Source organism: uncultured Bacteroides sp. (assembly GCF_902472605.1).
Classification (GTDB): domain Bacteria; phylum Bacteroidota; class Bacteroidia; order Bacteroidales; family Bacteroidaceae; genus Phocaeicola.
Map to the genome: position 1 here is coordinate 50,665 of NZ_CABROP010000011.1, position 21,783 is coordinate 72,447.

At 48.1% G+C, this 21,783-nt stretch carries 14 protein-coding genes, 1 tRNA gene and 1 pseudogene; all 16 read left to right on the top strand.

Annotated features, from left to right (window positions below; all coding sequences use genetic code 11):
* Window positions 1-12 precede the first annotated feature (12 nt).
* Window positions 13-522 (top strand): annotated as a pseudogene (cobC, locus tag RDP42_RS12510) (alpha-ribazole phosphatase); the annotation flags it as partial.
* Window positions 523-2,031 (top strand): cobyric acid synthase, encoded by a 1,509-nt coding sequence (locus RDP42_RS04230; protein WP_374046914.1) that lies wholly within the window; start codon window positions 523-525, stop codon window positions 2,029-2,031.
* Window positions 2,024-3,034 (top strand): pyridoxal phosphate-dependent class II aminotransferase, encoded by a 1,011-nt coding sequence (locus RDP42_RS04235; protein WP_308762670.1) that lies wholly within the window; start codon window positions 2,024-2,026, stop codon window positions 3,032-3,034. The genes RDP42_RS04230 and RDP42_RS04235 overlap by 8 nt, the downstream gene beginning before the upstream one ends.
* The gene (cbiB, locus tag RDP42_RS04240; RefSeq protein ID WP_308762671.1) at window positions 3,019-3,972 is read left to right on the top strand and encodes an adenosylcobinamide-phosphate synthase CbiB; all 954 of its coding nucleotides are present in this window, start codon (window positions 3,019-3,021) and stop codon (window positions 3,970-3,972) included. Before RDP42_RS04235 ends, cbiB begins: the two co-directional genes overlap by 16 nt.
* A 45-nt stretch (window positions 3,973-4,017) precedes the next feature.
* The gene (locus RDP42_RS04245) at window positions 4,018-4,395 is read left to right on the top strand and encodes a NifB/NifX family molybdenum-iron cluster-binding protein (RefSeq protein ID WP_308762672.1); all 378 of its coding nucleotides are present in this window, start codon (window positions 4,018-4,020) and stop codon (window positions 4,393-4,395) included.
* 241 nt (window positions 4,396-4,636) lie between these two features.
* Window positions 4,637-6,313 (top strand): metallophosphoesterase, encoded by a 1,677-nt coding sequence (locus RDP42_RS04250; RefSeq protein ID WP_308762673.1) that lies wholly within the window; start codon window positions 4,637-4,639, stop codon window positions 6,311-6,313.
* Window positions 6,314-6,486: 173 nt separating this feature from the next.
* On the top strand, window positions 6,487-9,501 hold the full coding sequence (locus RDP42_RS04255; RefSeq protein WP_308762674.1) for a TonB-dependent receptor: 3,015 nt from the start codon (window positions 6,487-6,489) through the stop codon (window positions 9,499-9,501).
* Window positions 9,502-9,524: 23 nt separating this feature from the next.
* Entirely contained in the window at window positions 9,525-11,156 is a 1,632-nt protein-coding gene (locus RDP42_RS04260; RefSeq protein ID WP_308762675.1) for a RagB/SusD family nutrient uptake outer membrane protein, read from the top strand.
* Window positions 11,157-11,460: 304 nt separating this feature from the next.
* Window positions 11,461-14,382 carry a GH92 family glycosyl hydrolase gene (locus RDP42_RS04265; RefSeq protein WP_308762676.1) on the top strand — a complete coding sequence of 974 codons (2,922 nt, stop codon included), beginning with the start codon at window positions 11,461-11,463 and terminating at the stop codon, window positions 14,380-14,382.
* A 9-nt stretch (window positions 14,383-14,391) separates the two neighbouring features.
* Window positions 14,392-14,946 (top strand): hypothetical protein, encoded by a 555-nt coding sequence (locus tag RDP42_RS04270; RefSeq protein ID WP_308762677.1) that lies wholly within the window; start codon window positions 14,392-14,394, stop codon window positions 14,944-14,946.
* A gap of 72 nt (window positions 14,947-15,018) precedes the next feature.
* Window positions 15,019-15,804 carry a nucleoside triphosphate pyrophosphohydrolase gene (mazG, locus tag RDP42_RS04275; protein WP_303915964.1) on the top strand — a complete coding sequence of 262 codons (786 nt, stop codon included), beginning with the start codon at window positions 15,019-15,021 and terminating at the stop codon, window positions 15,802-15,804.
* A gap of 148 nt (window positions 15,805-15,952) precedes the next feature.
* Window positions 15,953-16,225, top strand: coding sequence for an ACT domain-containing protein (locus RDP42_RS04280; protein WP_303915970.1), 273 nt, complete (start codon window positions 15,953-15,955; stop codon window positions 16,223-16,225).
* A gap of 17 nt (window positions 16,226-16,242) precedes the next feature.
* The gene (locus RDP42_RS04285) at window positions 16,243-17,607 is read left to right on the top strand and encodes a PFL family protein (protein ID WP_308762678.1); all 1,365 of its coding nucleotides are present in this window, start codon (window positions 16,243-16,245) and stop codon (window positions 17,605-17,607) included.
* A 216-nt stretch (window positions 17,608-17,823) separates the two neighbouring features.
* Entirely contained in the window at window positions 17,824-20,178 is a 2,355-nt protein-coding gene (locus RDP42_RS04290) for a UvrD-helicase domain-containing protein (RefSeq protein ID WP_308762679.1), read from the top strand.
* An 8-nt stretch (window positions 20,179-20,186) separates the two neighbouring features.
* The gene (gene nspC / locus RDP42_RS04295; RefSeq protein WP_374046913.1) at window positions 20,187-21,353 is read left to right on the top strand and encodes a carboxynorspermidine decarboxylase; all 1,167 of its coding nucleotides are present in this window, start codon (window positions 20,187-20,189) and stop codon (window positions 21,351-21,353) included.
* A gap of 356 nt (window positions 21,354-21,709) precedes the next feature.
* Window positions 21,710-21,782: transfer RNA gene (locus RDP42_RS04300), tRNA-Gly, on the top strand.
* Window position 21,783 lies beyond the last annotated feature (1 nt).

Sequence of the window (21,783 nt, forward strand, 5' to 3'; positions counted from 1 at the left end):
GATGAATAGAAGATGAAAGTATATTTGGTTCGACATACTTCAGTCGATGTGCCATCTGGTACATGTTATGGTCAGACCGATGTGCCTCTGAGGGTCTCGTTTGAAGAAGAGGCGGCGGTGTGCAAGGAAGCCATCCGGCGCACCGGCATCGACTTTACCCGTGTATATGCCAGTCCGTTGTCTCGTTGCACGCGCCTGGCTGCCTATTGCGGTTTCCCGGATGCGGAACGTGACGACCGGTTGAAAGAGATGCACATGGGTGAGTGGGAGATGCAGCGGTTTGATGAGATTACCGACCCGCGTATTCAGGAATGGTACCAGGATTACCTGCGGGTGCGTACTACGAGTGGAGAGTCTTTCATGGACGTGCTGGCCCGGGTATCCGATTTTCTGGACCATTTGAACCGTACGTCAGGCCCGGTGCTGATTTTTGCCCATGGCGGGGTACTGGTAGCCGCGCAAGTGTATGCGGGAAAGGTGAAGCTGGAAGATGCCATGAAGGCATTGCCTCCTTACGGAGGAATGGTGGAAATCGATTTGCCGCTTCCCCGCTTGCATCCGGTCATGTTGGCCGGTACGGGCAGTGACGTGGGGAAGAGTGTGCTGGCTGCGGCCTTATGCCGTATATTCCGGCAGGATGGGTATCATCCGGCTCCGTTCAAGGCACAGAACATGGCACTCAATTCGTATGCTACGCCCGAAGGACTGGAAATTGGCCGGGCACAGGCGGTGCAGGCCGAAGCGGCGGGCGTACCGTGTCATACCGATATGAATCCCTTGTTGCTGAAACCTACTTCTGACCAGACTACGCAAGTGGTGCTGAACGGCAAGCCCATCGGCAACCGGAGTGCGTATGAATATTTCCGTGCCGAAGGGCGTGAGGAGTTGCGTCGGGAAGTCAATCAGGCCTTCGACCGACTGGCAGCCCGCTACAATCCGATTGTGATGGAGGGGGCCGGCAGCATTTCGGAATTGAATTTGAAGGATATTGATTTAGTAAATCTGCCCATGGCACGTCATGCCGATGCCGATGTGATTTTAGTAGCCGACATCGATCGGGGAGGTGTGTTTGCCAGTGCTTATGGCTCGGTGGCACTGCAGACTCCGGAAGACCGCAAGCGCATCAAGGGGATCATCGTCAACAAGTTCCGTGGCGATCTCCGTCTGTTTGAGCCGGGCGTGAAGATGCTGGAAGAAATCTGTGGCATTCCGGTACTGGGCGTGATACCGTATTATCAGGATATTTACATTGAAGAAGAGGATTCGGTGGAACTTTCCCTGAAGCAGCGGAAAGCGGTGCAGGGAAAAGTCAATGTGGCGGTGGTCTTGCTCCGTCACCTTTCTAATTTTACCGATTTCAATATGTTGGAGCATGATGAGCGGGTGAATCTGTACTACACGAATAACGTGGACGATTTGCTGAAAGCCGATATCATCCTGTTGCCGGGAAGCAAGAATACGCTTGGCGATTTGTACGAACTGCGCCGTAACGGGGTGGCACAGGCCATTCTTCAGGCCCGCCGCAAGGGAGCGACCGTCATGGGAATCTGTGGCGGATACCAGATGATGGGGCAACGCATTGCCGACCCCGACGGGGTGGAAGGTGATGTTTGTCAGTTGCCGGGACTGGGATTGTTGCCGGTGGAAACGGTCATGGAGGGAGAGAAGATCACGCGGCAGGTGCGTTTCTCTTTCTTGGAATCCGATACACCGGACTGTACGGGGTATGAAATCCACATGGGACGTACCTCGGCGCTAGAGGGGGAAACCATGACTCCACTGGTCTATTTGGAGGATGGAACTCCAGACGGATGTGTGACAGACCGGAAGTGTGCCGGCTCTTACATTCATGGGATACTGGATAATCCGGCAGTCATCGAATGGCTGTTGGCACCCTATGCCGAAAAACTGACGCAACCGGCATTGGATTATGCCGCCTTTAAGGAAGAACAATACAACAAACTGGCAGACCATGTGCGGAAACACCTGAACTTGCCGTTGCTTTACCAAATACTGACGAAAAATGATTAACGGACACGGAGACGATGCCTTTCGCTATGCGCATATTCGGGCTAATTTCAGTTCGAATGTGTATCATCGGGTGAATCATGACGGATTGAACCGTTATCTGGCCGAACGGTTCTCTTGCATCCGTTCTTATCCGGAACCGGAACCCTATACGTTAGGAACTGAACTGGCTCGTCTGTATGGAGTGCGTCCGGAGGAAGTGTGCGTGACCAACGGGGCTACGGAGGCCATTTACCTCATTGCGCAGACTTTCCGGGGCAGTCGTTCCCGGGTGTGGATACCCACGTTCAGCGAGTATGCCGATGCCTGTCGTCTGCATGCCCATCGGGTAGAAGGTATCTCCCGCGTGGAGGCCTTGACGGAGGAAGAAGGAATATGCTGGTTGTGCAATCCGAACAATCCGACGGGGCAGACGTGGGAGGCAGATACGTTGCGGCGTTTGATTACGCAGTATCCCCGGACCTTGTTTGTCATCGACCAGTCGTACGCGCTTTTTACGGAGAAAGAGGTGCTTTCCGTGGCCGAGACCGTGGCCCGTCCCAATGTCTTGTTGTTGCATTCCATGACTAAATGTTTTGCGGTACCGGGATTGAGGCTGGGTGCCGTGACGGGAAACGAAGCCCTTCTTCAGCGGATACGGGCCTGTCGTATGCCGTGGTCGGTGAATGCGTTGGCCGTGGAAGCCGGACAGTATTTGTTGCAGCACTTGGACGAGTACCGGATGGATGTGTCGGCGTTGTTAGCTGAACGGAAACGGGTAGCTGAGGCTTTAGAAGCGACTGGTGGGGTAGAGGTGCTCCCTTCGGATACCCACTATTTTCTGGCCCGTTTGCGGAAGGGAAGTGCGTCTGACTTGAAAGCCTATTTGGCCGAACGTCACGGGCTGCTCATTCGGGATGCATCCAATTTTGAAGGGCTGGACGCCCGTTATTTCCGCATTGCGATACAGACAGAAGAAGAAAACAATTTATTAATTGAAGGCATACGCGAATGGATACGTGGATAGGAATGGGACTGATTCCCTTGTTGGGAGGATTCCTGCTCGATAAGTTATTGGGCGACCCTTTGTGGCTGCCCCATCCGGTGGTGGGCTTCGGAATGTTGATAGCCCGGTGTGAACGGCGGGGCAATCGGGAAACGCACCGCAAACGGAACGGAGCGCTGACAGCCGTGGGCCTGATTCTGCTGGTCTTTCTGGTGAGCTGGGGGCTGCTGGAAGCTGCCAATTGGGTGCATCCTTGGTTAAAGTTAGTTCTTTCGGTAGTAGCCGTATTCTATTGCCTGGCTGGAAAAACTTTGATAGACGAAGTACGGATGGTATTTGAAGCCGCCGACATCTCCTTGGAAGCCGGACGGAAACAAGTGTCGCGCATCGTGGGACGGGATACTTCCGCCCTGTCGGACCAAGAGGTACGTACGGCGGCCTTGGAAACCTTGGCCGAGAACCTGAGCGATGGGGTGATTGCCCCTCTTTTCTGGTTTTTTCTGCTGGGCGTGCCCGGCATGCTGGCATACAAGATGGTGAATACCCTCGATTCCATGATAGGCTACCGGAACGCGCGTTACAAGGATTTCGGATGTTGGGCGGCCCGTATAGACGATGTGGCCAATTACATTCCGGCCCGACTGACCGCTCTGCTCATGGCATTGGTGTCCGGTCGCTGGACGTTGCTGAAGTTTGTGGCCCATTACGGACGGATGCATGCCAGTCCCAATTCCGGTTATCCGGAGGCGGCTTTGGCCGGTATCTTGAACTGTCGTTTTGGCGGTCCGCACGATTATTTCGGGGAAACAGTCTACAAGCCCTTCATCGGCAGTAATCCTCGTCCGGTAAATAGTGACGACATGCGTCGGGCCATCCGTATCAACCGGCTGGCCGAAGGAGGGATGGTGTTGCTGATGGTGGCAGGTTATGTGTGCTTTTGGGGAAACGTCCTTGGATAGTATTTTACTTTTTGCGAATCATTAATTTATCAATCCATTAATAAGATGAAGAAAATAGCTTTACCTACTCGTAGCGGAGTAGTAGACGACCATTTCGGTCATTGTGAGTTTTATACGATTTTTACGGTAGACGAAGAGAACCGCATCACACGTACGCAGGTACTTCCTTCTCCACAAGGATGTGGTTGCAAGTCGGACATTGCGTCCAAGTTACAGGCTGATGGCGTGACGGTGATGCTGGCGGGAAACATGGGAGCTGGTGCGTTGGCCAAGCTCTCGGCTTGTGGTATTACGGTCATCCGGGGCTGTCAAGGCTCGGTGATGCAGGTAGCTGAAGATTACCTGGCCGGAAAGATACAGGATTCCGGAGTGGAATGCGCGCATCATCATGAAGGGGAAGACCATCAATGCGCACATCATTAATTTCTTTCTCCCTTTCATTTAAGATGAAATGAAGGGGTGTATTCTCTGTCCCACACTGTGAAATACAAAAACCACAGTGTGGGATATATATTTCACACTGTGGGATACAAATCCCACACAGTGGTACAGAGAATTCTTGCAGGCATTTGAAAGAAAATATAGGGATGCGGAAAAGAATGTGGCAGCGGTTTTACATTCAATAAAATTCGTATCTTTGTGCTTGATTTTCAATCATGCTTTTATGAATAAGATTTATTCCTTGTTGCTTGCAGCAGTTTTGGGAGGAATGACGCTGACGGGCAACGCACAGACACAGATTGCGTTTATTTCGGACGCACATATTCAGGATATTGACGGACATCCGGAACGAGTACGTTCCATGGAGGTACAGGTGCAGTCCACCCGTTTGTTCAATGAAAATTATTATGCCTTTCTGACCGCGTTGGACGACGTAGCCCGAAGAAACATCCAGTTGGTAGTATTGTCGGGTGATCTGACCGACAACGGGCAGTTCTTCAACCAGCAGAAAATGAAAGAAATTCTCGACGACTATGCCCGTCGGAAAGGGATGCGCTTTTTTGTGACCACCGGCAATCATGATCCGGCGCTTCCGTTTGGGTTGAAACAGAAGAATGTGAATTATCTGGCTGCGGATGGCAGTCGCGTGACGCGGGAAGATTCGTGTGCCGGTTATGCCGACCAGATGAAGTGTTACGCGACATTCGGTTTTTTCCCGAGGAAAGAATATCGGTACTGGGAAACTCCTTTCACTTCTTATGCGTATGAGAAATACAGTTATAAAGAAGCGCAGAAAGAAGGGAGATTGGAAAAAAGAACCTACACTCTGTGTGACTCACTGACTGCAATGGATGCCAGTTATCTGGTAGAGCCGATAGACGGACTCTGGCTGCTGGCCATCGATGGCGGTGCTTATCTGCCGAAAGGGATGAAAGAGGGTAAGATGGTGTATCAAGGTTCCAGTATAGGATATAATAATGTATTGGCACATAAACCTTTTTTATTGCCGTGGGTACGGAAGGTCGTAGCCGAAGCCAAGCGCTTGCATAAAACGCTGGTCGCTTTTTCACATTATCCGTTAGTAGATTTCAACGACGGCGTGTCGGACTATGTGAAGAAGATATGGGGCAACCGTCGTTTCGATTTGGACCGTGTGCCGGAATCAGAGGTGAGCGAAGCTTTTCTGGAGGCGGGTATCCGTCTGCATTTTGCCGGACACATGCACGTGAACGATACAGGTATTTGGGAAGGGAAGGATGGAAAGAAGTTGTATAATATACAGATTCCTTCATTGGCTACCTACATACCGGCCTATAAGATTCTGACCATTGAAAACAGCGACGACTTTCGGGTGAATACTGTGACGCTCGATTCAGTGGCAGGATTCAATCAGCTGTTTCCCTTGTATCAGGCTGAATATCGTTCCGATTCCTTGAAAGCTCATCTGCCAGTGTGGAACAAGGAAATTCTTTCTTCCCGTACGTATCGTGAATTCTGCGATTACCAGTTCCGTGACTTGGTACGTGTGCGTTTCATTCCGCGCGATTTGCCGGATAGCTGGAAGCCTTACTTGAAGTTTACGGGAGCCCGTTTGTTGCAGGAAGTGGCTGGAGAAGATAAATCGGCGGAGGCCGAGTGGACGCAATGGTGCATGGAAGACATGATTCTCGACCTTTATCGCTTGCGTTATGCCGACCAGCTTGCCTTGAGGGATATTCCGGCATCACGTCTGGCTGCCTATCGTTATTTGTTTGACCGTGCGCAGACCTCTGCATCATCTTCACCGGCGGTGGAATATGTGCGGGATCTTTCTACTTTGTTTCAGAAATTTTTGAACGGGGAACCGTGCGTGAATTTCCGGATTGACCTGAAAAATGAAGATATAGAAGTGGTGGAATAGGCAGTATTTTTATTGTACCTTTTCATTAGAGAATGAAAAGATTTTTGTCTCGTTGATTCTGTTTGTTCGAGAAGTGTAGTAAATACAATCTTAATAGTTGAGAAATATTTCTGTAACAAGGACAATTTACTTTTGCCGTCGAAAAAAGATATTTCTAACTAAAAATTTGTATTATGCTTAATGTACAATCAGAGAGGAAAAGAACATGGATGCAAGGCTTGTGCTTTGTGTTGTTTTTATTGAGTAGTACCTTGGCATTTGCTCAGAACCAGGTGAGAGGTGTGGTAACCGATAAAGCTGGTGAGCCTTTGATCGGGGTAAATGTGCTTGAAAAAGGAACTACGAACGGTACGGTGACAGACATTGACGGGAAATATACAGTAAATGTGCCGAAGGGAAAAACACTGGTGTTTTCTTTTATTGGTTTTGCCACTCAGGAAATAAAGGTCGATTCGAAAGTGTTGAATGTCACTTTGAATGAAGACACCGAGACACTGGATGAGGTAGTGGTGGTTGGTTATGGTAGCATGACGCGTAAAGATGTGACCAGTTCCATCACTACGGTGAAAGCGGAAGACTTGAATGTGGGGGTGTATACTTCTCCGGCTCAGTTGCTTCAAGGAAAAGTGCCTGGATTGACTATCGCCAATACGAGTGACCCGAACGGTGCGGCTTCCATTTCCTTGCGTGGTGCTTCTTCACTTCGTAGCGGTGAGGCGATGGAACCTTATTATGTGATTGACGGGGTGCCGGGCGTGAGCTTGTCGCTGGTGGCACCGGAAGACATTGAGAGCATTGATGTGTTGCGTGATGCTTCTGCTACTGCTATCTATGGTTCAAAGGCTGCCAATGGGGTGATTATCGTAACTACCAAGAAAGGAAATAAGAATGGCAAAACCAATGTAAGCTATAGCGGATATGTGGCATGGGATAAGACCATGAAAACATTGGACATGATGACGGCCGATGAAGTGCTGGCTTATGCAGATGCAAATGATTTGGACTTGTCCAGTTATTACGATGTGAATCATCCGGCTAATACAGACTGGCAGAGTGAAGTGCTTCGCACGGGTTTCAGTCACAATCATAATATTTCAATTAATGGTGGTAATGAAAAGACTTCTTATAATGCGTCTTTAAATTATCTGGATCGTCAGGGAACGGTTCGCGGTACGGGGATGGATCGTCTGACTGCCCGTTCTTTCTTGCAGAGCAAGGCCTTTAATGACCGGCTCGATTTCTCTATCAGTTTGAATGCCAGTGTGACAAACAGCGAAAACGGTCCTACAAGCAATGAAGGAAGAAGTGCACTGGATGCCATGAACTATTATTTGCCGTTGAATCCAGTGACAAACGAAGATGGTTCCTGGTATGGTAGAACTACCTCACAATATTATAATCCGGCTTCACTCATCAATGAAGACCGTTATAAGACTACACAAAAACTGTTGCAGGGAGTGGCTAAGGCTACCGTACATATTCTTGACGGACTCGACTGGAACTTAAACCTGTCTTACCAGAACGAACAGTACATCTATAATAATTATCATTCTTCAAAGTCACAGATTGTAGATTATGCTTCTCGTAACGGTCAGGCTGACCGCAGTACGGTAGAAAACATCAAGAAACAGATGGAGACCTATATCAATTGGGACCACACTTTCAACGAGGCGCATAAGGTTGGTGTCATGCTGGGATACTCTTGGGAACAGTCGGACAACAATGATGGTTTTGGTTTGGTGGCCTATAATTTCTATAATGATGATTTGTCATATTATAATATGTCCTTGGCCAATAATATCTCATTGGATGACATCAGCAGTCTGAATAGTAGCTATTTGTTGTCTACTCTGCGTATGATTTCATATTACGGACGTGTGAACTACAGCTATAAGAGTAAATATTTGCTGCAAGCTACGGTACGTCGTGACGGTTCTTCTGCTTTTGGTGTAAACAATCGCTGGGGTACTTTCCCTTCTGTCTCTGCTTCTTGGCGAATCATTGAGGAAGATTTTATGAAAGATCAGAATGTCTTTGACGATTTGAAGTTGCGTGTCGGTTATGGAGTCAGCGGTAACTCATTGGGATTTGATGCTTTCTATGCACGTCAGGTATATGGTTCTACCGGTTGGTTTACACCTTCTGCCGGAGGAAATTATCGTGTGTTAGGAGCCACACGTAATGCCAATCCGGATTTGAAGTGGGAAAAGACAGGTATGTTGAATGTCGGTTTGGATTTTGGTTTCTTCAAGAACCGGTTGACAGGTACGATTGAGTATTATGACAAACGTACCAGTGATTTGATTTATAACTATAAAGTTTCCACTTTGCTTTATCCTTACAGTGAAATGTGGGCCAATGTGGGAGACATCAGTAACAAGGGTTTTGAAATTACCATCAATGCGGTTCCCGTGCAGACAAAAGATTTTACTTGGAGTACGACGCTGAATTTATCACACAATAAGAATAAAGTAGAGTCTTTGTCTAATTCAGAATATTCAGTGAAATACATTGAAATGGCCGATCCGAACATTAACAGTTATTCTAATCAGCATGTACAGCGCCTGATGGAAGGGGCTCCTATCGGTCAGTTCTATTTGTGGGAGTGGGCTGGATACGATGAGAATGGCATGTCTGTATTCAATGACTATGATGAGAACGGCAATCTGGTAGGTACGACTGATGCTCCGGATGATGGAGACCGTAGGATGGCAGGTTCTGCACAGCCCAAGCTGACTTATGGATGGAACAATGAATTTACATGGAAGAAATGGTCATTGAGTGCATTCTTCCAAGGTGTGGCAGGCAATAAGATTTTCAATGCGATTCGTGCTTCTTATAGCGATCCTTCCTTGTTGAGCAGTTTTGGTAAAAATATTCTGGCCGATGTCGCTACGGAACAACATGCTAATGATTCGCGTGCGCAAGCTCCTTCTACCCGCTACTTGGAGAATGGTTCTTACCTGCGTTTGTCTACGTTGACGTTAGGGTATAATTTCGGAAAGCTTGGCAATTATGTGAACAATCTGCGTGTGTATGCCACTTGTAACAATGTGTTCACTATTACCGGTTATAAAGGTATTGACCCTGAAGTAAATCTGGGAGGATTGGAGCCCGGTATGGATATGCGCAATAGCAACTATCCAAGAACCAGAAGTTTTATGGTGGGCGTAAATATGAACTTCTAATTTAAAAAAGGAGAATAACTTATATGAAAACGAAGATAATGCTTACTTGTGCCTTGGCGGCACTTACCACAATCAGTTGTAATGATTTGGATGTAGATATTAAATCTCAATATACAGAATATCCGATTGATTCGGACATTGCGCTTGAAGCGAGAGTCAGCAATGCCTACTACGCTTTCCGTGCACCCCTGAACCGACGTTACGATGAGCTGCTTTCTTTGAGTTCCGATGAATATTCAGCGGTTTGTTTCAATGGTGGATGGCTGGACGGACGTCAGTATTCCAATTGTTCCACTCATTCCTGGGAAGCTTCTGCCAATAATAACCAGTTGAATGTATGTAGTGATCTCTTGGCCGGCATCACCAATTGCAATCAGTTGTTGCAGGACTTGGGAGAAACCAATCCGGAAACGTCCAGTACAGTGCGTGCGGCACGTGCGTTTTATACTTTCCTTTTGATGGATAATTTTGGTGATACGCCGATTGTGGACTACAAGCTGACACAAGGCTCAAAGACCATCAATCGTTCTCCGCGTGCAGACGTGGCTCGCTGGATTGAATCTGAGCTGCTGGATGTGCGTGATAAATGTCCGAGTGAGGTAAATGAGTCTACTTATGGTACACCTACCTGTTGGATGGTGGACGCGTTGTTGGCTAAATTGTATATCAACTGGAATGTCTATACACAAGATGTGACCAGTGCCTCCTGGAATCCGAATGCATCCAATGAAAAGTTAGACGATTGCATTGCGGCATGCGACCGGATCATTCAGTCTGGCTTATTTAATCTGAACGATGATTACAAAGAAAAATTCATGTACAACAACGGGCCTCAGATTAAAGACTTTATTTATGCGGTTCCTTATGAAGCCACTCTTAACCAAGGAATGTGTTATGCACGTTACCGTACATGGCGATATGGAGGAGCCAGTGGCTTTTATACCACCGTACTGACCCCCAGCTGTGGTGGCAACTTTGCAATGAATCCGGAATTTGCTGACTTGTTCTGTTTACCGGGCGACCGTCGTAACGATGTGGTAGTGGGTGACCCTTCAAAGGAAACGACTCCGGTGTATGAGTATGATCCGGTGACAGGAGAGGTAACCAATACGCCTCACATGTATGAAGGCAAACAGGTGGTTTTTACGAAACATATCACTTTGATTCGTGAAGATGGAGACCTGGATGTGGGAGCTGACGGTACGCGACAAGGTTATCGTTCCATTAAATTCTATCCGGATCCGAACGATTACAATGTGTACGAACGTAATCAGGACAATGACATTCCAATTTTCCGTTATGCGGATATTATTCTGACAAAATGTGAAGCGATTACTCGTGGAGGGGCTGCTACTTTAGGGGATACGCCGAAGAGTTTGTTCAACCAGATTCGTACGTACGTTTCTCCTAATCGTGACGGTTCATTAGACATTGATCATAATCCTTCGTTGCAGGAAATTCTGGATGAACGTGGACGTGAATTTTTGGATGAGCATTGGCGTCGTAATGACTTGATTCGTTTTGGAGATTATGAACGGGCATGGGGATTCAAATATATCAATCCGGACAACGCTCAATTGACCAGACGTATTTTCCCTTTGAGTCAGGATGTGTTGAACAGTAATACAAACTGGACACAGAATGCAGGATATTGATCTGAGGGTTCTGTATTGTAGTAATTGTTTTTAAAAAAGCCGAAAGCTTCGTGTATAGAGAAGGCAGGTGGAGACCTCGTTTTCTCAGGTGCACGAAGCTTTTTATATTTAAGAAATCACTTTCATTTATTTTCAATGATTTTAGAGTAGATGAAATGAAATTTTGTAATTTAGCGGTCAATTTGGAATCTTAAAATAAATTTTGGAGAGCATGAACACACTTTTCAGGCTGTTTGCCTTTGTTATTGTAATTTTTTTGGCAGGTACAAGTAATGCTAAACTGTCAGGAAAAGGCACTTCTACTATGAAAACGATTGAAGTAGTAGTGCATCGTGGGGCTAATTATCTGGCTCCGGAAAATACAGTTCCTTCTGCGCTGAAAGCACTTGAACATGGAGCTACCTGGGTAGAACTGGATGTAAGGAAAAGTAAGGACGGCGTTTTGTATAATTTGCATGATGAAACCTTGGACCGGACGACCGACGGACACGGCCCCATTCAGGCGGCTGTTTCAGCTGAAATAGATCGTTTGGATGCTGGATCATGGTTCAGTCCATCCTATCGAGGGGTGAAGCTCCCTCGCATTGAAACGATGCTGGATACGCTGAAGGGAAAAGCAAAAGTCTTTTTTGATGTGAAAAAGGGAACTCCTGTGGGAGAACTGGTGCAACTGGTACGCCAAAAAGGATTTGAACAGCAAAGCTTTTTCTGGTTTGCTGATGCACAGATGATTCCCGAGTTTGTGAAACTGGCTCCTGAGATGAAAATCAAAGTCAATGCTTCTGATATCGCAGGGCTTAAGAAATGGCAGGAAGTTTGTAAACCGGCCTATGTGGAAATAGATCCGGAGAAAATTACCAAGGAATTTACAAATTATTGTCGTAAGAATGGCATTCTTATTATGGCTGCCATACAGAATGGAACTGAGGACGCATATAAAAAAGCGATTCAGGCTCAACCGGATTTGGTCAATATTGACCAGCCAGAACTTTGGGAACGCGTAGTAGCCGAAAGTAAAGGAATATATAAATATGATTACGCTTCATACGTCGACCCTCGCATCGGATCGGAAGGACTGGGGCGTGTATTTATCGGGCCGTCGTGTCCGTTTGGAATGGTGAAACCTTCACCGGATTGTACGCCTTCGCCCAACAGCGGGTGGTTGCCGATGCCGGAACGGGTGGACGGTTTTGCGCAGGTGCACGTCAGTGGTACAGGTGGCGGACCGAAATATGGTAATGTGCTGGTGATGCCGTTTGGTGACGGTATGGACCGGGTAAGCCATATTGATTACCGTGACTATGAAACGATTCAGCTGGGATACTATGATACCCGTTTCAAACAGAGTGGTATTCGTACGGAAATCACTACTTCGAACCGGGCTTCTTTCTATCGTTTCACGTATCCGGAAGATTCCTTGAAGTCGTTGGCTGTGGATGCAGGTTTCTTTTTAGGGGAAAGCCCAATTCCAGATGAACGGGAAGCACAGCAGTTTATTGGTTCTGAAATACAGGTGCTGTCAGACCATGAAGTGGCGGGTTACACCCGTATTCGTGGCGGATGGAACAATGGAAAGGCGTATACGGTATATTTCTATGCGGAAACCGACCGTCCGTTTGTGCAGTCACTCACTTGGAAGGGTAACCGCATCACTGATGCACAGTCGCAGTATGATTCAGCCGAAAAGACTGGTGCTTTGTTGCGCTTTGCGAAATCTGACAAGGTGGTACAGCTGAAAGTGGGCATCTCTTTCCTGAGCAGCCAAAAGGCTAAGTTCAATGCCCATTCAGAAATTCCTCACTGGTCGTTCGAAGAGGTGCATAATGGCGTGTTGGCGCAGTGGGAAGATCTGTTCCAGAAAATAGAAATCGATCCGTCTACTCCGGATGCGAAGAAACGAATGTTCTATACTGCTTTGTATCACACTATGCTGATGCCGGTGGACCGTTCAGGGGAAAACCCACTTTGGAGTGATCCGGAACCCTACTATGATGACTTTTATGCCATTTGGGATACGTATCGTAGTTCTTTCCCGTTGATTACCTTGATTGACCCACAACGTCAGGTGGATATCGTACGTTCTCTGATTAATATTTACAAACGTGACGGTTATATGCCGGATTCTCGTAGCGGAAACAGCAACGGACGTACACAAGGAGGTTCCAATGCGGAAATCGTGATTGCCGATGCCTTTGCGAAAGGATTGAAAGGGATTGATTACGAACTGGGCTTACAGGCTATGCTGAAGGATGCCACAGTTCCTCCTGGCGACAATGAAGAAGCTGAAGGACGCGGAGGATTGATTCCTTATCTGGAACTGGGTTATATTCCTCACGGTATTGACCGGGCCGGTAACCGTACTATTGAATATTCTTATTGTGATTATGCCATTGCACAGGTGGCTAAGGGACTGGGTAAAGAAGACTTGTATCAGCAATATATGAAACAGTCTGAGAATTGGAAGAATCTGTGGCGCAGCGATTATGAGCATGCAGGAGCCAAAGGGTTCATCATGCCGCGCGACAAGGAAGGCAACTGGCTGGATTCCATTCCTATCGGTCATTCTACCCGTTGGCAGCCGAAATTCAAATATACACCGGTCATTTTCGAAGGGCCGTGGTACACTAAGTGGTGGAGTATGTTCTTCTATGAAGCCAGTTCCTGGGAATATTCCTTGAGTATCCCGCACGACGTACCGGGCCTGATTGAAAAATGTGGGGGAGCTGAAGCATTTGAAAAGCGCTTGGATATTTTCTTTGACAAAGGTTTCTTCAATGTCAATAATGAACCTTCGTTCCTGACTTCTTGTCTGTATCACTGGCTCGGGAAACCGTGGCGTACGAGCGACCGCGTCCGCGAAATCATTGCGAAAAATTACAATGACGGTCCGATTGGATTGCCGGGTAATGACGATTCAGGAGCTATGTCATCTTGGCTGGCTTTCCACATGGTAGGTTTGTATCCCAATGCCGGACAGGACTACTATTTGATTCACACACCGTTGCTGGATTCTGCTACCTTCCATCTTGCAGGCGGTAAAGATTTCAAGATTATAGCGAAGGGACTTTCTGACAAGAACTGCTACATTCAGAGCGTGACATTGAATGGAAAAGATTATCCGTATTCTACGTTGCGTCACAAGGATGTCATTGCCGGTGGTGAACTGGTATTGAAAATGGGAAAGAAACCCGGAAACTGGGGAAAGGAAATGGGACTGGATAAATAAAGAATGCGTATGAAAAAGAAATATCTTATCGGTTTTTTTGCGGCATGCCTGTTGGGTACGGGCATGCTGCCGGCACAGACCGTAGTGTCAGACACATTGAAGTTCGTGTTTAAGTTGCACGGACAGACCCGCCGTTATCAGGTGGTTTTCTGTGAACAGGGTGACCGCTTGCAGATGAATTGGGGTATAGAACGCAACATGCACTGGCAGTCGGGCAGTTATACCATGACACCGAAGGCCTTGGAAAGTGGAAGCCAGTTGTGCTTTTTGCAGCCGGAAGATGGAAATCACTTGCAGTTATCGGATGCGGAAACTGTATATGTAGTGTCACAGAAGGCATTGAAGCAGTTGAAGGAGACCGGAAGCATGGATTTTAACCACACAATCTATGACCGGGCGGAAGATGCGTCGGAGAAGAATGCCGGACGTCCGTTGCTCCACGTGGTCGACCGTTACGAAGGTGGAGAGATGTGGATATGGGACAACCCGTCGCTGCCCATCATCTGGCGGATGGCGAACAATCCGCTGGAAGTAAACTGGCAGGTGGAATTGATGAAGAAGTGATGAAATAGAATATATCGCAGATTTTGTTTTTTTGTCGTACCTTTGCAGGGCAAAAACGGAAAGAATTTAATCATGCATACAAGAGAAGAAAAACTGGAAGCGTTCGGACGTCTGCTCGACGTGTTGGACGAGTTGAGGGTGAAATGCCCGTGGGACCGTAAACAGACCAACGAGAGTCTGCGTCCGAACACCATTGAAGAAGTGTATGAACTCTGTGATGCCCTGATGAAGGACGACAAGAAAAACATCTGCAAGGAATTGGGCGACGTGTTGCTCCATGTGGTGTTCTATGCCAAGATTGGCAGTGAGACCGGCGACTTTGACATCAAGGACGTGTGCGACAAGTTGTGCGACAAACTGATATTCCGTCATCCGCACGTGTTTGGAGAAGTGAAGGCAGAAACCGCAGAGCAGGTGTCTGAGAACTGGGAGCAAATCAAACTGAAGGAAAAGGACGGCAATAAGTCGGTCTTGAGCGGTGTGCCCGAGGCTCTTCCTTCCTTGATTAAGGCCTATCGTATTCAGGACAAGGCCCGCAACGTAGGCTTCGATTGGGAAGAACGTGAGCAGGTGTGGAACAAGGTAAAAGAAGAAATCGGAGAGTTTGAGGCAGAAGTAGGTCAGATGGACAAAGACAAGGCAGAGGCCGAGTTCGGTGACGTGATGTTCAGCTTGATCAATGCAGCCCGGCTCTATAAAATCAATCCGGACAATGCGTTGGAGCGGACCAATCAGAAGTTTATCCGCCGTTTCAATTATTTGGAAGCACATACCATCAAGGAAGGAAAGAATCTGAATGATATGTCGCTGGAAGAGATGGATGCCATCTGGAACGAGGCAAAGGCAAAAGGGCTCTGAGAGGAGGCATAGGTCTGCAATGTGTTTCAAAATGTCGTTCTTTTAATATCAATAGATATTTTCAGAAAAATATCTTTCTGAGAGAGTGACATATTGAAGCTTTTTTCTACCTTTGCGAAACATAAACAAAAAATTTAAAAAGACAATGGTGAACAAAGCTATTATTACAGTCGTAGGAAAGGATACCGTGGGTATTATTGCTCAGGTATGTACCTATTTGGCAGAAAACAAAGTGAATATTCTGGATATCTCACAGACTATTGTGCAGGAATATTTCACGATGATGATGATTGTGGACATGACCAAGCTGGAAAAACCTTTTGAACAGGTTGTGACAGAACTGACGGAAGTCGGTACGAAGATTGGTGTACAGATTAAGTGCCAGCGTGAGGAAATCTTTGACAAAATGCATCGTATCTAACGAAAAGGAGAAACGGTATGATCAATATAACAGAGGTTCTTGAAACCAACAAGATGATTGAGCAGGAAAACCTGGATGTGCGTACCATTACGATGGGTATCAACCTGTTGGATTGTGCGGACAGCAACCTGGAGGTGCTTTGTCAGAATATATACAATAAGATTACCGGACTGGCAAAAGACCTGGTCAGAACGGGAGAGGACATTTCCAAGGAATTTGGTATTCCTATCGTGAACAAGCGAATTTCCATCACACCGATTGCATTGGTGGGGGGAACGGCCTGCAAGACGCCGGATGATTATGTGCAGATTGCCAAAACTTTGGACAAGGTGGCCGGAGAACTGGGGGTCAATTTTATTGGCGGTTATTCTGCGATTGTTTCTAAAGGAATGAGCCGCAGCGATGAATTGCTGATTCGTTCTATTCCGAAAGCGCTGGCTTGTACGGAGCGTATCTGTAGTTCCGTGAATGTAGGTTCTACCAAGACGGGTATCAACATGGATGCGGTGAGACTGATGGGTGAAATCATCAAGGAAACGGCCGAAATGACCAAGGAACGCGACTCGTTGGGTTGTGCCAAACTGGTGGTGCTCTGCAACGCTCCTGACGACAATCCGTTTATGGCAGGTGCTTTCCACGGGGTTTCCGAACCGGATGCGGTAATTAATGTCGGTGTCAGCGGTCCGGGCGTGGTAAAATATGCCTTGGAACAGATTCGCGGAAAAAGTTTTGAAGTGCTTTGTGAAACTATCAAGCGTACGGCTTTCAAGATTACCCGTGTGGGACAGTTGGTAGCACAGGAAGCTTCACGCCGTTTGAACGTACCGTTCGGTATCATCGACCTTTCATTGGCTCCGACGCCGGCGGTGGGCGATAGTGTGGCTGAAATCTTGCAGGAAATAGGATTGGATTATCCGGGAGCTCCGGGCACCACGGCTGCTTTGGCTTTGCTGAACGACCAGGTGAAAAAAGGTGGCGTAATGGCTTCTTCGTATGTGGGCGGACTGAGCGGTGCCTTTATTCCGGTCAGTGAAGACCAGGGAATGATTGATGCCGTAGAAGCTGGTGCTTTGACCATTGAGAAACTGGAAGCCATGACTTGTGTTTGCTCTGTGGGCTTGGATATGATTGCCATTCCGGGAAGTACTTCTGCCGCTACGATTTCGGGTATAATTGCTGATGAGGCAGCCATTGGAATGGTGAACCAGAAGACCACAGCGGTGCGCGTGATTCCGGTTGTAGGCAAGGAAGTGGGCGATACAGTGGAATTCGGCGGCTTGCTGGGATATGCTCCGGTAATGCCAGTCAACCGTTACAGCTGTGAGGCTTTCGTGAACCGTGGCGGACGGATTCCGGCTCCGATTCATAGCTTTAAGAACTGATGTCGAAATAAAATAACAGATAGAAAAGAGGGAGGCTCAGCTGGTTGGACAACCGTTGAGCCTCCCTTTCTCTTATAACCTTAATACGATGTGGTAATTGTATTTACTCCTATCATATAACAACAGAATGAGGAAAATGTTTTGGCTGAGGTGAGAAAATGTAATAGGACACTGCCGGATTTGTGCTATCTTTGCGACGGAAATATTTAAACCTGTATGACAGATTATTTGAATGAACTGAATGACAGTCAACGCGAGGCGGTGATGTACAATGAAGGACCCTCCCTGGTAATTGCCGGAGCCGGTTCTGGAAAGACGCGCGTGCTGACCTACAAGATAGCTTATCTGCTGGACAACGGATATGAACCGTGGTCCATCCTGGCATTGACCTTTACCAACAAGGCGGCCCGCGAGATGAAGGAGCGTATCGCCCGTCAGGTGGGGCCGGAGCGTGCCCGATATCTTTGGATGGGGACTTTCCATTCTATCTTTTCTCGTATCCTGCGGGCGGAGGCTGAAGCGCTGGGCTTTACGTCCAATTTCACGATTTACGACGCGACGGATTCCAAGAGCTTGGTGAAGACCATTATCAAGGAAATGAACCTGGACGACAAGGTATACAAGCCGGGTATGGTACAGGGACGCATCAGTCAGGCCAAAAATCACTTGGTGCTGCCGGAGGCATACGCGGCGAATGCCGAACTGGTGGAGGCGGACCAGGCAGCGAAAGTGCCGTTGGTGCGGGAAATTTATGCGCGTTACTGGAACCGCTGCCGGCAGAGTGATGCCATGGATTTCGACGATTTGCTGCTGTACACCTATTTGCTGTTCCACACGCGTCCTGACATCTGCGACAAGTATGCGGCCCGTTTCCGTTATATTTTGGTGGACGAGTACCAGGATACGAACTTTGCCCAGCACAGCATTGTGCTCCAGCTTACGCAGAAACAGCAGTTCGTGTGCGTGGTGGGCGATGATGCACAGAGCATCTATTCCTTCCGTGGAGCTAATATCGATAATATCCTGAACTTTACTCATACGTATAAGAATGCTCGTTTGTTCAAGTTGGAGCAGAATTACCGTTCCACGCAGACCATCGTCAATGCGGCCAACAGCCTGATTGCGAAAAACCGCGACCAGATTCGGAAAGAGGTGTTCTCGGAAAAAGATAAAGGAGAGCCTATCGGCGTGTTTGCGGCCTACAGCGACGTGGAAGAAGGAGAGATTGTGGCCAATAAGATTGTGCAGTTGCATGCAAAGGAAGACTATGCTTATCACGATTGTGCCATTCTGTACCGTACGAATGCCCAGAGCCGTATTTTTGAAGAGGCGTTGCGAAAGCGTGGCATTCCGTACCGTATTTATGGGGGACTGTCGTTCTACCAGCGCAAGGAAGTGAAAGACGTTGTGGCTTATTTCCGATTGGTGGTGAATCCGAACGATGAAGAGGCTTTCAAGCGGGTCATCAATTATCCGGCACGGGGTATCGGGAATACTACATTAGGGAAGTTGGTGGAGGCGGCCACCCGTTATCAGGTAAGTTTGTGGAAGGTGTTGTGCGAACCGCTGAGCTATGGACTGACCTTGAACAAGGGTACCCACACCAAGTTGCAGGGTTTCCGCGATTTGATTGCGGAGTTCGTGACGATGGCTCAGGAAAAGGATGCCTATACGGTGGGCATGGAACTGGTACGTCGTTCGGGTATCATGGCGGAGATTTACCAGGACCGCTCGCCGGAGAACTTGAGCCGGCAGGAAAACATCGAGGAATTGATGAATGGTATGCGAGACTTCTGTGAGGGACGACAGGAGGAGGGGAATCCCCATCTGTTGCTGACCGATTACTTGTCGGAGATTGCCTTGCTGACCGACCAGGATGAAGACAAGGGAGAAACACAGTCGAAGGTGACGCTGATGACCATCCATTCAGCCAAGGGACTGGAGTTCCGCAATGTGTTTGTGGTGGGGATGGAAGAGAATCTGTTTCCCAGTCCGCTGTCGTCGGCATCTTATCGGGCGTTGGAGGAAGAACGCCGCCTGTTTTATGTAGCCGTCACCCGGGCAGAAGACCACTGCTACCTGTCGTACGCCAAGAGCCGTTTCAAGTATGGCAAGATGGAGTTCTGTAATCCGAGTCGTTTCCTGAAAGATATTGACGTGCGTTACCTGAAACTGCCGCAGGAGGAACTAATGGCCGGACGCATTGAGGAGACGGCCAGCCGTTTCCGGAAGGAGGCCAGTCGCGCTTCTTACGAACGTGAACCTCGTGAAAGCGGGCCGTCGATGTTCGACGGAGGTCCGATGCCGGAAGAACCCCATCGCTTTGTGCCTCCTCGTACGTTGCGGCGGATTCCCGAGGCAGCTCCATCGGCTATGCCGTCACGTCCGTCGGCTGGAGGATTGTCGGCGGGTATGTGGATAGAGCACGAACGTTTCGGCAAGGGAGAAGTGACCAAGGTAGAAGGCAGCGGAGACAACTGCAAGGCGACGGTGCAGTTCCAGCATGCCGGGGTGAAACAGTTGTTGTTGAAGTTCGCCCGTTTTAAAATAATTGATGAAACAAATAAATAAGAAAGACAATGATAAAAGACTGGGACAAGATACCCTCTCCGTGTTATGTCATGGAGGAGGAGTTGCTGAGAAAGAATCTTACGCTGATCAAGCACGTGGCCGATACGGCAGGTGTGGAAATCATTCTGGCGTTTAAAGCTTTTGCCATGTGGAAATCGTTCCCGATATTCCGGGAATACATCCGTTACACCACGGCCAGTTCCGAATACGAGGCTCGTTTGGCTTTTGAAGAATTCGGCAGCAAGGCGCATACCTATTCGCCGGCTTATACGGCACAGAACTTTCCGGCTTTTCTGAAATACAGCAGCCACATCACCTTCAACTCGCTGTCACAGTACGAACGATTCTATCCGATGGTCAAGGCGAATCCGGAACCGGTGTCCTGCGGTATCCGTGTCAATCCCGAATATTCGGAAGTGGAGGTGGAATTGTATAACCCTTGTGCACCGGGCACCCGTTTCGGAGTGACGGCCGATCAGTTACCGGATCAGTTGCCGGAAGGAATCGAAGGGTTCCACTGTCATTGCCATTGCGAATCGAGTTCCTATGAACTGGAGCGCACGCTTCAGCATATTGAGGAGAAGTTTAGTCGCTGGTTCCCGCAGCTGAAATGGCTGAATTTAGGGGGAGGTCATCTGATGACACGGGCCGATTACGATGTGGACCACCTGATTCGCCTGCTGCAAGGACTGAAATCACGTTATCCGCACTTGCAAATCATTTTGGAACCAGGTTCGGCCTTCACTTGGCAGACAGGTCCGCTGGTAGCCTCTGTAGTCGATGTGGTAGAAAACCGGGGCATACGGACAGCCATTCTCGATGTCAGCTTCACCTGTCATATGCCCGACTGTCTGGAGATGCCTTACCAGCCACGGGTGCGTGATGCCGAGTCGTTGCCGGCTGATGCCGTGAAAACCGCTCCGAAAGAAGAGCATGTGTATCGCCTGGGCGGAAACAGTTGTCTGAGCGGGGACTACATGGGAAGCTGGAAGTTCGACCACGAGCTGCAGGTGGGTGAGCGGATTGTGTTTGAAGACATGATTCACTATACCATGGTCAAGACGAACATGTTCAATGGTATCCACCATCCGTCGATAGCCATTCTGCATACCGACGGCGAACTGGAAGTGTATCGTACTTTCCATTATGAAGACTATCGTGACCGGATGTGTTGACCCTGTTTAAAAACGTCTAAGCGTTTGCTGGAAAACGCTTAGGCGTTTTAGTTCAAACGCAAGTGCGTTTGAGTCAAAACACAAGGACGTTTGGATTGAAACGCAAGTACGTTTTCGTTCAAACGTCCTTGCGTTTTTTTGAAGGATGCAAAGGCTTTCTTTTGCCTCTCAAAAAGTCTTCATTTCCAACTTCTTCCGCTCGAAAATGCGGCAGGAGTGCCTTGGGGCGGCGAAATGGCTTCACTCAAAAATGTCACTTTTTTTCAAAAAAGATGCCCGATAGTTTTGGTAGTTTCAAAAAAAGGACTACCTTTGCACTCGCAATCGGGAAAATGATGAACGGTTGTAGAAATGATGCGGAAATAGCTCAGTTGGTAGAGCATAACCTTGCCAAGGTTAGGGTCGCGAGTTCGAGTCTCGTTTTCCGCTC